The organism is Embleya sp. NPDC059213, assembly GCF_042754445.1.
Lineage (GTDB): Bacteria > Actinomycetota > Actinomycetes > Streptomycetales > Streptomycetaceae > Embleya.
On the sequence record NZ_JBHZAV010000074.1, the window covers coordinates 1 to 12,297 of the forward strand.

The 12,297-nt window shown below is 70.2% G+C and carries 10 protein-coding genes; 7 read left to right on the top strand and 3 right to left on the bottom strand.

All coding sequences use genetic code 11. The features are described from left to right. Positions 1–4: 4 nt before the first annotated feature. A complete protein-coding gene (locus ACFXMF_RS25740) occupies positions 5–1,102 on the bottom strand; it encodes a hypothetical protein (RefSeq protein ID WP_380020797.1) in 1,098 nt (365 codons plus the stop codon). 269 nt (positions 1,103–1,371) lie between these two features. On the opposite strand from ACFXMF_RS25740, the gene ACFXMF_RS25745 reads away from it, so the two are divergent. The 4 genes from ACFXMF_RS25745 to ACFXMF_RS25760 all read left to right on the top strand — a co-directional run bounded on the left by ACFXMF_RS25745 (position 1,372) and on the right by ACFXMF_RS25760 (position 7,096). Further along, positions 1,372–2,040 carry a TetR/AcrR family transcriptional regulator gene (locus ACFXMF_RS25745; RefSeq protein ID WP_379990208.1) on the top strand — a complete coding sequence of 223 codons (669 nt, stop codon included), beginning with the start codon at positions 1,372–1,374 and terminating at the stop codon, positions 2,038–2,040. 59 nt (positions 2,041–2,099) lie between these two features. Then, positions 2,100–4,403 carry a DPP IV N-terminal domain-containing protein gene (locus ACFXMF_RS25750; protein WP_379990209.1) on the top strand — a complete coding sequence of 768 codons (2,304 nt, stop codon included), beginning with the start codon at positions 2,100–2,102 and terminating at the stop codon, positions 4,401–4,403. Positions 4,404–4,657: 254 nt separating this feature from the next. Next, a complete protein-coding gene (locus ACFXMF_RS25755; protein WP_379990210.1) occupies positions 4,658–6,067 on the top strand; it encodes an MFS transporter in 1,410 nt (469 codons plus the stop codon). A gap of 714 nt (positions 6,068–6,781) precedes the next feature. Beyond that, complete coding sequence (locus tag ACFXMF_RS25760; protein ID WP_360314137.1) at positions 6,782–7,096, top strand: hypothetical protein; 315 nt, start codon at positions 6,782–6,784, stop codon at positions 7,094–7,096. 380 nt (positions 7,097–7,476) lie between these two features. Here ACFXMF_RS25760 and ACFXMF_RS25765 read toward each other — a convergent pair whose 3' ends face one another. Continuing rightward, the gene (locus ACFXMF_RS25765) at positions 7,477–8,328 is read right to left on the bottom strand and encodes an SAM-dependent methyltransferase (protein WP_360314139.1); all 852 of its coding nucleotides are present in this window, start codon (positions 8,326–8,328) and stop codon (positions 7,477–7,479) included. 327 nt (positions 8,329–8,655) lie between these two features. Here ACFXMF_RS25765 and ACFXMF_RS25770 point away from each other — a divergent pair, with 327 nt between their 5' ends. From ACFXMF_RS25770 to ACFXMF_RS25780, 3 genes are all read left to right on the top strand, one after another. Beyond that, positions 8,656–9,099 carry an SRPBCC domain-containing protein gene (locus ACFXMF_RS25770; RefSeq protein WP_379990211.1) on the top strand — a complete coding sequence of 148 codons (444 nt, stop codon included), beginning with the start codon at positions 8,656–8,658 and terminating at the stop codon, positions 9,097–9,099. Continuing rightward, positions 9,096–9,452, top strand: coding sequence for a metalloregulator ArsR/SmtB family transcription factor (locus ACFXMF_RS25775; protein ID WP_360314143.1), 357 nt, complete (start codon positions 9,096–9,098; stop codon positions 9,450–9,452). Before ACFXMF_RS25770 ends, ACFXMF_RS25775 begins: the two co-directional genes overlap by 4 nt. 487 nt (positions 9,453–9,939) lie before the next feature. Further along, a complete protein-coding gene (locus ACFXMF_RS25780) occupies positions 9,940–11,337 on the top strand; it encodes an MFS transporter (RefSeq protein WP_360314145.1) in 1,398 nt (465 codons plus the stop codon). A gap of 408 nt (positions 11,338–11,745) precedes the next feature. Here ACFXMF_RS25780 and ACFXMF_RS25785 read toward each other — a convergent pair whose 3' ends face one another. Next, the gene (locus tag ACFXMF_RS25785; protein ID WP_360314147.1) at positions 11,746–12,237 is read right to left on the bottom strand and encodes an ArsI/CadI family heavy metal resistance metalloenzyme; all 492 of its coding nucleotides are present in this window, start codon (positions 12,235–12,237) and stop codon (positions 11,746–11,748) included. Positions 12,238–12,297 lie beyond the last annotated feature (60 nt).

Here is a 12,297-nt window from a genome sequence, read left to right on the forward strand (position 1 = left end):
TGCGTCACATGTGTATAAGATACAGCTCCTGGATCGTGCACACGCGGCCGTCGTCGGTGAACGCGCCGTCGGTGTGGAAGGTACTGCCACCGCAGGCGTTCGCGGTGACGAGGACCTCGGACACGCTGCCGTCGCCGACCCGGACGATGCCGGCGACGGAGTCCAACCGGCGCTGCCCGAGGTAGCCGAGTCGCTCGTCGTCGATCCACTCCAGCCGGGTCACGTCGGTGCCGAGAGTGTCGATCCGCCGAACCGCACCGGAGGCCCCGTCGATCAGAAGGAGGTCACCGGCGACCAGCCAGCGGTCGCTGCACACCGCCTCCGCCACCGCCACCCAGCGGCCGGTCGGCGAGCCGGTCGGCAGCCCGAGTTGAACCTTGCTGTCCAACACCTGGTGGACCGCGCCGTCCAGGTCGATCAGGCTCAGGACCGCGCCGTACCAGGAGTCCTCCCAGGGAGCCTCGGAGGTGACGGCCGCGACCCGACCGGGCCCGCACCACCCGGCTTCCCAGCAGTTCAGGCCCTCGGGGGACAGACGTTCGAGAACGCCGGTGGCGGGCGTGTACAGCCACAGGCTGCGCCAGGCCTCGTCGGCGACGTCGGCGTCCACGCGCGGGAACCACGGCGGCGCGTCGTCGATCCCCCTGCGGTTGGTGCCCGATCCCTGTCCGCCGGAGAGTTCGGCGCCGAGACCGGCGACGCCCAGCAGGATGCGCCGACCGTCCGGCGACCAGTGGAGGTATTCCACCGTTCCCGGAACCGCAGGTGCCGCCTCCGCCTCGCCCAGTCGATCGTCCGCCCGCAGGTGCAACTGGTAGACGCCCTTGTCCGCGCGGTCCGACAGGAACGCCAGCGTGCGCCCGTCCGGGGAGAAGCGCCCCGACCGCGCCGAGCCGCCCGGCGCCGACACCTGCCGGAATCGGCCGTCCTCGGCGGTGAACAGGGCGGTTCGCGGTACTCCCGCGAGTTTGTGCAGGACGTCCGCGGTCACCACCGTGCGGGAGCCGTCGCGCGTCACGTGCGGCTCCCGAAGGCTCGACGGCCGGCCGAAACCGGGCCTGTGCAGCGCATGCAGGTGGTCCAGCACCCTCTCGTACCGCATGGAGGCGCTCCGCTCTTCCAACAATGACTTTTCCCTTCACGTGATGTCCACGCAGCCCGTCTCCCCGCCACTTCGTCGAGCAGGGGGCGGGTGGCCGCGACGACACGCGGCACGGGGCGTTCGTTGTCGCCCGCGGCCCGAACAGAGGTCGGACGATCGCCGTCTCGGCCTGTCGGCGTTTCGCGTTGACATTTGCTACCGTACATGTACGGTACTCGTACGGCTAGCGGCCTCAAGGGGTCGGCGGGGCAAACCTCAGGAGCGACACCATGGACGACAGCCCTTCGAAACCCACCGCTCCGCGCAAACGCGCCCCTCGCGGAAGCCTCGACCGGGCGCGGGTGGTCGCCGCCGCCACCGCGATCATGGACTCGGACGGCATCGAGGCGATCACGATGCGGCGCATCGCCGACGAACTCGACGTGCGCCCGATGTCGCTGTACACCCACTTCCGGAGCAAGGACGAAGTCCTCGCCGCGGTCTACGACAACGCGATCGCCGCGGTACAGGTGCCGGCGGTGGAGGAAGGCATCGAGGGCATCCGCACGCTGCTGCGGTCGTACTTCCGACTGATGGTCGAGCACGCCGAAGTCGCCCGCATCCATCTCGCCGTCAACGCCTCCGGCCCCAGCGACCTACGGATCAGCGAGACGCTCTACGCCGTCCTGCTGACCCACGGCATGGGCGTCCGCGACGCGGTGGGAATGGTCGCGACCCTGATCCGCTTCACGATCGGCGCCGCCACCTTGTATCCGACACGCAAGCCGGCGGACGAGGACCCGGAGGCGTGGTCGAAGACACAGCGCAGCATGCAAGCCCTCCCCGCCCGGGAGTATCCGACGCTGCACGCCTTGGGGCTGGGACTTCCCGCCTTCACCCAGGAGGAGCTCTTCGAGCACGGGCTCGATCTCATCCTTCGACAGATCCCGTCCCCGTAGGCGGATCCGGCGAAGTCTCCCTGGGCTTTCAGCACATCACTGCTTGAAAGGGATACATCGTGGACACGTTCACGACCGCCGACTACCGCCGCGCCGAGCAACTGCTGCCGCACAACGCGGCGCGCCTCGTTCCGGGCGCGAAGATCCGCCCGAACTGGGAGGACGGCACCGACAGGTTCTGGTACCGCGTCGACACCGCACAGGGCCGCCGATTCGTACTGGTCGACCCCGCCGTCGGCCGTCGCGAAGCCGCATTCGACCACGACCGCCTGGCCGCCGCCCTGTCGTCGGCCTCCGGCACGGCGGTGGATGGAACACACCTTCCGTTCACCTCGATCAGCCGCAGCGGCGACACCGTCGAATTCACCGCGTTCGACGCCCGATGGCGGTACGCACCCGACGACGACCGATGCACCCGGATCGACCCGCCCGAGCAGACCGCCCCGCACGAGCGGCCCTCACCCGACGGCACATGGGTCGCGTTCGTACGTGACCACAACGTCTGGGTGCGCTCGACCGACCGCTCCCACGAGTTCGCCCTCACCGGCGACGGCGAGAAGGACTTCGACTACGGATCGAACATCGACGTGGCGGTGTCGCGGATCATGCTCCGCAACGCGGGCGTCACCCCGCCCCCGATGCTGGCCTGGTCACCCGACTCACGCCGACTCGTCACCCACCGGATCGACCAACGGCACCTGCGCGAACAGGTGTTGGTCGAGTCGACCCCCCGCGACGGCGGGCCGCCGGTGGCGCACTCCCTCCGCTACGCCATGCCGCAGGACGAACAGCACGCCCGCATGCAATTCGTCGTCCTGGACGTGACGCGCCGTACGGCGGTGTGGGAGGCGACCGGCCCGTCGCACATCGGCCACCTGTCCCCGTTCGCGCGCGGCTGGGTCCGGTGGTCCCACGACGGAGCGTCCCTGCATTTCCTGCGACAGCCCCGCTACGCCCGCTCGCTCGGGCTGTACCGCCTCGATCCCGACACGGGCGCCGTCGACCTCCTCGTGGACGAGCACGGCACCACCCGAGTGGAACCGGCACAACCGATCTTCGACCGACCGATGGTCCGAGTGCTGAGCACCGGTGAGGTCCTGTGGTACTCCCAACGTGACGGCTGGGGACACCTGTACCTCTACCCCGCACCCCCGCGGCCGCCGGGCTCCGCCTCGACCGACGAGCGAGAGTCGACCCGGGTCACGACGGGGGCTTGGGCGGTCCGCAGCATCCTCCACGTCGACGAGGAGGACCGCACCGTCCTGTTCCTCGCCTCCGGGCTGGTGCCCGGTGAGCCCTACGCCCGGCAACTGTGCGCCGTCGGACTCGACGGCACCGGATTCACCAATCACAGCGACGACGCGTTCGATCACGAGGTCGTCGTCGCCCCGTCCGGCACCCACCTCCTCGACACGGCCTCCGCCGTGGACACACCACCGTGGACCGTCGTGCGCGATGCCGCCGGCGCGACCGTGGTCGAACTCGAGCGACCCGACACCGCGTTGCTGGTCGCTGCGGGCTGGACGCCACCGGAGCGGTTCAGCGTCAAGGGCGCCGACGGGGTCACCGACATCCACGGCACGCTCTGGCGCCCACACGGTTTCGATCCGTCGCGGCGGTATCCGCTGGTCGATTCGGCCTACCCGGGTCCTCAGATCATGCGTGCCACTGCGGGCTTCGCCAACCCCCACTTCGTGTCGCCGGAAACGCTCGCCGCCCTGGGATTCGCCGTCGTCACGGTGGACGGACGCGGCACCCCCGGTCGCAGCAAGGCCTTCCACGACGCCTCCTACGGCAACCTCGGCAACGCCGGCTTCCTCGAAGACCACGTCGCCGCGATCCACCAACTGGCCGACCGCCACCGCTGGATCGACCTCGACCGGGTGGGCATCGCCGGCGCGTCCGGCGGCGGCTTCGCCACCGTGCGGGCCATGCTCACCCACCCCGACCTGTACAAGGTCGGTGTCGCCCTGTGCGGCAACCACGACATCCGCCACTACCTGGCCCTGTGGGCGGACACCTACCTCGGCGAAGGCACCGAGGAGCAATGGGCCGACGTCGCCAATCCGCGCCTGGCCGCCAACCTGGCCGGGAAGCTGCTGCTCGTCCACGGCGAACTCGACGACAACGTCCTGCCGTACCAGACCCTCAACCTCGTCGACGCCCTGATCGACGCCGACAAGGACTTCGACCTGCTCGTCGTCCCCGGCGTCGAACACAACTTCATGGGCCGCGATCACTACGTCACGCGCCGGATGTGGGACCACCTCGTCCGACACCTGCTCGGGACGCAACCACCCTCGGGATACGCGCTGCGGCCCTTCCCCGCCGGCGCCGAACACCTCGCCGAACTACTCGGATAGGCCCACTCGCGAATCCCCCGACCGGGATCGGGAGTCGCCTCCTCCCGTACGGGCGCCGGGCCGCACCGCGGCCTCGACCACCTTCACCGGCTCGATCATCGAGCCGGTCTCCGGGCACCCCATCCGCGACCGGACGCGCTCGTGCGACGACAGCGGCCGAACGCTTCCAGCGCGATCTGCGGCTGCGCCGAGCCCGCGCCACGCACCCCACCACCACCGACCAACCGCCGTGATCCCCGATCAGGAGAATCGTCATGAACGCTGAAGTCGGATCCATACGCAAGGCAAGACCGGGCGCCACGCCCTTCATCCTCACCGTGGTGCTGTCCGTCTACACCGCGCTGGAAGCGATGCTGATCCCGGCCCTGCCGCAAATCCGGGCCGATCTCGACGCCTCGCCCCAGGCGGTCACCTGGGCCTTCACCGGCCTGCTGCTCGTCGGCGCCGTCGCGACCCCGGTGATCGGCCGCCTGTGCGACATCGCCGACAAACGCCGGGTCCTCATCGCCGTCGTCGCCGTCGTGCTCGTCGGCATCGTCGTGTCCGCGACGGCGAACTCGGTGGGACAACTGATCGCGGGGCAGATGATCCAGGGCGTCGGAGCCGGACTGCAACCCCTCGCCATCGGCCTGCTCAACGACACCCAACCCGCGCACCGACTCAAGCCCGCCATCGGCCTGATCGTCGGCGCGACGGCACTGGCCGCCGCGTTCGGCCTCCTGGCCTCCGGCTGGATCATCAGCGCGCTGTCGTTCACCTGGCTGTTCTGGATCCCGCTGACCGTCATGTTCGTCGCACTCGTCGCCGTCTGTCAGATCGTGCCCGAGTGCCCGGCCGCGGGCAGCGGATCGATCGACTGGCTCGGCGCCGTCCTCCTGGGCTCCGGACTGGTCGCCCTGCTGCTGGGCCTGACGATCGCACCCGAACACGGCTGGACCTCCGCGCCGTTCCTCATCCGTGTCGCGATCGCGGCCGTGCTGCTCGGCCTGTTCGTACCCACCGAACTCCGCACGACACACCCGTTGATCGACCTGCGCGGACTCCGGAACCGACCGGTCGTCCTGACCTGCGTGGTGGCGTTCGTCGTCGGGTTCGGCACATTCGCCCTGTACGTCGTGGTGCCCAGCCTGGCCAGTCTCCCCACGAGCACCGGATACGGACTCGGAGCCGACACCGCCACCGTCGGGCTACTGCTCCTGCCCCTCGGGATATTCGCTCTGGCGAGTTCTCCGCTCACCCCCCACGCGGAGCGTATCCTCGGCACCCGCGGCGTGATGGCCCTGAGCACCGCACTCATCGTCGGCTCCAGCCTGCTGCTGCTCCTCGCCCACGGCAACGCCGCGGCCCTCTACCTCGCCAGTGCCGTGTGCGGTATCGGGATCGGCCTCAGCACGACCCAGTCGATGAACATCGTGGTCAGCGTCGTCCCCGCCGACCGCACTGCGAGCGTGGCCGGCACCGCGTTCGTCCTGCGCAGCATCGGCGCCACCCTCGGTGGCCAGATCGGCGCCAGTGTGCTCGCGTCCGATCCCGTACCCGGCACACCGATACCGAGCTGGGACGCCTACACGACCACCTTCGTGATCAGCGCGGCGGTCGGCATGATCGCGCTCGCCCTCAGCATCGCGCTGCCCCGACGTCTGCCTGCCCCGGCCCTTGCGTGACCCCCGAACTCGTCACCCCACTCCCGACAGCACCGGCTCCCAGCCGCACGGCACCCGAAGGCCGGGGAACCCGCAGCCGTCGGCCGCGTAGGTGACCAGGCCGGCCCGAGGCTGCCACTCGTGGCCCGGACCAACCGTGACGGATGCCTGCCGAGGCGGGGATTCCCTCCAGGCCCCGGAGTCGGGGGGAATCCCCAACGTGATGCCGTCGAGTCGGCTCCTCACGCCGCAGTCGGACCGGCTTCCGGATCGCGTGTCCATTCCTTGTGCGCTTCGCGTCGATACGTGCTAACGTACTTGTACGGTAGCAATACGGTACAAGTACGGACGGTGGCCTCGCATGGTCGCCGGGGCGAATCCCAGGAGCGACACCATGGACTTCGAACCCACCGCTCCGCGGAAACGATCACCACGCGGAACCCTCGACCGGGCGCAGGCGGTCGCCACCGCAGCGACGGTCCCGAATTCGGACACCGACACCGCCCGCGGTATCGGAACCTGCCTCGGCCCGGCCTGGTCAACGCACACCGTGCTCGACCCGGGACCCGGCAAGCGCACCGCGAACGTGCCCGGCACCGCGCTCCTCCCGCACCGCATGGCCGGTGAACACGCTCGCCCCCGGCGCCGCGCCCCCCATACGCCTCCCCGGCCCGACGCCGGCACGACCCGGGGATCGGTCACCGACGCGTTCGGACCGCACTTCAAGGAATCGTCATGAACACCCCGGTCGATGACATGCACCCCGTCTACCAGGTCGACGTTCCCATCCGTGATCCCAGGACGGACGCACGCGGCATCCACGTGCTCACCGGAAACGCCGCCACGGCCGAGGACGCCCTGACCACGGCCCACCACGTCTACGCCCAGGCCGTCCACCACCACACCACTGGCACCCTCCCCTCCCGGCGCCCCGACGGCTGGGGCGTCCGCGGCCTGCGCCCGGATTGGGAACCCGACTGGTCCGGGGCGACCTGCCACCCCTGGACCGGGACCCTGGAGACGATGGCATTGTTCAACCCCATCCACTGACTGCCCCGGCGCAGCGGAGGGAAGCTCGTCGGACTCCTCCCGGGGTCCCGGTAGTACTCGTCGAAAAAACATCGAAGTAGCCCCTGACCTGGGCGGCGAGGCCAGGGCCACACCCTTCGCGCCACCGCCCCGTCGAGGCGCAATGGTCGACGCCGCCCGTGGCCCTCGCCCCGGGTCACGCCCCGGTCGGGGTCGGCCCGGCGATTGCCGGCCGCGCGCCCGGGTTTCGCGCCCGAGGGCGTCTGCGCCGCGCTCGGGGCCTGACCTGATCGGCGCCATGGGCGGTGGTCGGGGAGCGCGTGCTCCCACGCAGGACGGCGCCTGCGCGGGCCGCCGATGCGGCGTGATCGGGTGCTCGACGCACTCGGCGACCGGACGGGTCAGCGTTTGCGTGCCACCAGGCCGTAGCAGCCGATGTCTGCCGGGTCGAGGAGTTCGGCGCCGGGTTCCGGGTGCCAGTGGGAGACGATTTCGACGCCGGGGTCGAGGAGTTCCCAACCTTCGGGGACGAGCGCTTCGACCTCGGCGCGGCTGCGCAACTGCATCGAAATGCCCGACTTTCGGTATACGGTGGCGCCGCCGCCGGTGCCGACCGGGTCGAAGTCGCCGGTCAGATGCGAGAGCACCAGGTGGCTGCCGGAAGGCAGTCGGTGGGTCAGCCGGTGCAGCATCTCCGTGGGTTTCTCGTCGTCCGGGACGAAGTGCAAAATCGCGAGCAGCATGACGGCCAGGGGCCGTTCCAGGTCCAGGGACCCGGTGAGCGCGGGGTGGTCCAGGATCGCGTCCGGTTCGCGCACATCGGCGTCGATGTACGCGGTCTTCCCGTCGGCATGGCTGCTCAGCAGCGCACGGGCGTGCGCCAGCACGATGGGGTCGTTGTCGACGTACACCACCCGGGATTCCGGCGCGATCTTCTGGGCCGCGTCGTGTGTGTTGCGACCCTCGACGGGGATGCCGGTGCCGAGATCGAGGAACTGCCGTATCCCGAGCCGGGCCAGGTGGTCGACCGCCCGCAGCAGGAACGCCCGGTTCGCCCGCGCCGCGGTGCGCGCGTAGGGGACGGCGAGCAGTGTCTGTTCGCCGGCTTCCCGGTCGGGCGCGAAGTTCGTCTTGCCGCCCAGGAAGTAGTCGTAGATGCGCGCCGAGTGCGGCCTGGTGGTGTCGATCTCCGGCGGAGTCCAGCCCGCGATCAGGGCCTCCTGCTCGGGCGAACGCTCAAAGCCGGAGTCCATCGGATCGTTGCCCCCATCTCGAACTGCACCAGTGGGCGGGCCTGTTGCACCGGTCCCTTGATCGAATCATGCAACGCCATGCTACTCGGCCGTCGCCGCGCCTCGGAACGCCCCCCACCTGGCCTTCACCTCTCCGGCCGACCTCCGACGCAAGGCCGAAAGCCGGCCCGGGAGGTGCGCCACGGCGGACGCGGCACCACCGACTCGCGCCCCTCGCCCCGGCGTTGAGCACAATGGCATCGCCAATGACCCGCAACCCACAGGTTGCACTTGACATGCCGACGTGCAATCATCGGGTTGCGCCTGAAACGACAACGAGGAGTCCCGATGAGTGCAGACCGGATCGAACGCGAGACGTTGATCGCGGCTTCCCTGGAGCGGGTATGGTCGCTGGTGGCCGTCCCCGGGTTCTGGGTGGCCGACGAGGGGAGCGTGGCAGGCACCGTGCCCGAGGAGGGCATGTCGCTGCTCGCGAAGAATTCCGAAGTGGGTGAGGTCTCGGTGCGTGTGGAGAAGGTCGAGCCGCCGACGTACGTGGCCTATCGCTGGGCCAGTGCGTTCCCCGGGGAGGAACTGCGTGCGGACAACAGCACCCTGGTGGAATTCACGCTGAGCCGGGAAGGCGACAAGACACTTCTGCGCGTGGTCGAGAGCGGGTTCGCCGCACTGGGCCTGTCCGAGGACCGGCGCGACCACACGCTGCGGTCCAACTCCCACGGCTGGCCCCGGGTGTTCGACGCGGTCAAGGGCCGCGCCGAACAGGTCGGGTGAGCGCCGAGGGGGGTCGCGGCCCCGCCGAGGGCGTCGACAACGTCCTGACCGCGCTCGCCGACCCGACGCGACGTCGACTCCTCGACGTACTCGCCGCACAGGGCGACGCAACCGCGACCACGCTCGCCGACGGGCTGCCCATCTCACGCCAGGCGGTGGTCAAACACCTCGCCGTCCTGGATGCCGCCGGACTGGTCTCCGGCGCCCGCGTCGGGCGGGAAGTGCGGTACGTGGTGCGGCCCGCCGCCCTGGACACGACGGCCCGCTGGATGTCCACGCTCGCCGCCGACTGGGATCGACGCCTGGCCACGATCAAGCGCCTCGCCGAGGCAGCCGAGCGCGAAGAGAGCTAGCCACCAGGAAATACGGATACGACCCCTGCCCGGCCACCCGCCCGTCTTGGCGCGCGCGGCTTCGAGGGCGGGTCCGGAAAAGGCACTCATGGCACACCCCCTGCTGCGGGGTGTCCTGAGCGTGCCGTGAAGACGAGCGCGGCGCAGACCCGGCGTGACGCCGGGCGGGCTCCGCCGGCCGCCGCCACCGCACACCACCACACACCGCAACCCCGCGCGTCGGCACGGGACCGGCGCAACGCCTCGTCGCCTCGATGCCTGGACGCCTGGACGCCTGGACGCCTTGCGGGAATCCCCCGCCGGCCGCCGGGTCCACTTCGATTCGCCGGTACCCATCGACCGGGGCCGACTCAGGCAACTCCCGTACGTCTTCCGGGACTTCACACCATCCCCAGGACTGCGCCGCCTTGGATCGATCGCCCGGCCGCCCGCCCGATGCCGTGCCGCCGGTCACCCCTACCGGATTCTCGAGAAAGGCAACCGTCCCGTGACCACCACCGCGACTTCCCCGCCCCGCTTCACCGGACGACAGCGACTGATCCTGCTGGTCCTGCTCGGTGCCGGGTTCATGTTGTCCGCCGACTTCTCCATCCTGAACGTCGCACTGCCGGAAGTGGGCGAGGGCGTCGGACTGGAGCCACCCGCCCTGCCCTGGATCGCCTCCGCCTATGCCCTGCCCGCAGCGGGCTTCACGCTCCTGTTCGGCCGGTTGGCCGACCTGTTCGGCCGCCGCCTGCTCTTTCTCACCGGCATCGTCCTGCTGGCCGTGGCCTCGCTGCTCGGCGGGTTCGCCACCACTCCCGAGATGCTCCTGTCCGCCCGCGCCCTTCAGGGCCTGTCCACCGCCCTGTCCGTCCCGGCCTCGCTGTCCCTGCTCACCACCACGTTCCACGAGGGCGCGATGCGCGATCGCATCCTGGGCCTGAACGGCGCGCTGCTCTCCGGCGGCTTCACCGTCGGCGCGCTCCTCGGCGGCTCGCTGGTGAGCCTGCTGAGCTGGCGTACGGCGTTCTTCATCAACGTGCCCGTGGCCGTACTCATCCTCGTCCTCACGCCGCTTCTGATCAGCGAGAGCAAGGTGCCCGAACGGGTCGAGCCCGACCTGCCCGGCGCGATCACCGTGACCGGCGGCCTGCTGGCCGTCGTCTACGCCGTCATCGAGCAGAACATCCCGGCCGCTGTCGTCGGCATCGTGCTGCTGGCCGCGTTCTGGCTGATCGAACTGCGCGCCGCCGCACCGCTCGTCCCGCTCCGCATCCTCAGGCGACCGACCGTCATGTGGGGAAACTACGCCGGTCTCGTGGTGTTCACGATGGAGACGGCGATGATCTTCCTGATGACGCTGTACCTCCAGCACATCCTCGAATTCAACCCGCTCGCCACCGGCCTGATCTTCGGCGTTCCGGGATTGGCGGCGGTACTGGCGGGCCCGACCGCCGGTCGTCTCATCGGCCGCCACGGCTACCGCAAGGTGCTGCCCATCGGCCTGACCGTCCAGGGCCTCGCCACGGTCCCGCTCATCTTCGTCGGCTCCGACCGCATCGGGCTGGCCCTGCTGATCCCCGCGCTGTTCGTCGGCTTCTTCGGACACGTGACGGCCATCGTGGCGTACACGGTCACGGCCACCTCCGGCCTGCCCAATGAGGAACAGGGCCTGGCGACCGGTCTCACCACGATGACCCAGAACATCGCCATCACGATCGGCATCCCGATCCTGAGCGCGATCGCCGCCACGCAAGACGCGGAACCGGCCGGGATCCGGCTGGCCCTGATCGTGAACGTGGTCGTCACGTTCGTCAGTGTCGTCCTCATCCGGATCGGTCTGCGACCGCGCGCGGAGGAGAACATCGGCGCGCCTGCCGTGCCGGCGACGCACGAGGTCTGAGGCCCGTTTCCCGACGAAGGCCCGACCGCGTGCACCACAACGGCCGTCCGGCTCCGGTGCCCGTTCGTCGCGGCCTCCCCCGCTCCGGAATGAGGCGAACGCCCCGACACTGTCGAGGCGTTCGCCTCACTTGGCCAACCCGGTGACTCGCGCTGCCCGTGGTGAGTGGTGCCCCACCAACATCGCCCGCCCCACCACCGGGAAGCCAGGAAACAGCGATCAAACCACTCGGTCGTGTAACGGCATCGCCGCCTGTGGGCGCGCGGTCTCGCGAGCGAGATCGCGTGCAACCGACCCCACACGCCGGCCCGACGAACGCGCAGGTGCCCGGTCGGCGCGGCGGCGTGCCGGCGGCCACCCCGATAGGGCCTGCGGCGACGGACGGTCTCGCCGATCCGGGGCGGACGCTCAGCCGCAGCAGCCGGTTTCGGCCGGTCGCGGGTCGAGCGGGGCCCGGGTCGGGGCGGGCGTGGGGACGCCGCTGTCGGTGGCGGGCAGGCAGCAGGCCGAGCCCTCGTCCTTGGCCAACTTGTCGGCCTCGCCCTTGACGACGTATACCTCCCACGGCTCCCCGCCGGGGCCGTGCACCCAGGTCTTGTCCTGGATCGCGTAGCAACACGCGGTGTCGTTCTCCTCCAGGGTGGCCAGGCCCGCCTCGGCGAGCCGGGCGGTCGCGGCGGTGACCTGCTCGGTGGTCTCCACCTCGACCCCGAGGTGGTCCAGCACCGTCGGCTCGCCCTCCGTGCCCTGGATCAGGACGAGCTTGAGCGGCGGCTCGGCGATGGCGAAGTTGGCGTAGCCGTCGCGGAGCTTGGCCGGTTCGGCACCGAAAAGCTTGCTGTAGAAGGCGATCGAGGCGTCGAGGTCGGCGACGCGCAGGGCGAGTTGGACGCGGGACATGACGGAGACCTCCGGGTCGAAGCGGCTGTATTGACATCTGTCGATATCAAAACCTTGCCA

What these genes read in the sequence shown, in the direction of transcription:
- ACFXMF_RS25740 (WP_380020797.1), bottom strand. Translation starts at nt 1,102, where the DNA reads ATGCGGTACGAGAGGGTGCTGGACCACCTGCATGCGCTGCACAGGCCC.
- ACFXMF_RS25755 (WP_379990210.1), top strand. Translation starts at nt 4,658, where the DNA reads ATGAACGCTGAAGTCGGATCCATACGCAAGGCAAGACCGGGCGCCACG.
- ACFXMF_RS25760 (WP_360314137.1), top strand. Translation starts at nt 6,782, where the DNA reads ATGAACACCCCGGTCGATGACATGCACCCCGTCTACCAGGTCGACGTT.
- ACFXMF_RS25770 (WP_379990211.1), top strand. Translation starts at nt 8,656, where the DNA reads ATGAGTGCAGACCGGATCGAACGCGAGACGTTGATCGCGGCTTCCCTG.
- ACFXMF_RS25765 (WP_360314139.1), bottom strand. Translation starts at nt 8,328, where the DNA reads ATGGACTCCGGCTTTGAGCGTTCGCCCGAGCAGGAGGCCCTGATCGCG.
- ACFXMF_RS25745 (WP_379990208.1), top strand. Translation starts at nt 1,372, where the DNA reads ATGGACGACAGCCCTTCGAAACCCACCGCTCCGCGCAAACGCGCCCCT.
- ACFXMF_RS25785 (WP_360314147.1), bottom strand. Translation starts at nt 12,237, where the DNA reads ATGTCCCGCGTCCAACTCGCCCTGCGCGTCGCCGACCTCGACGCCTCG.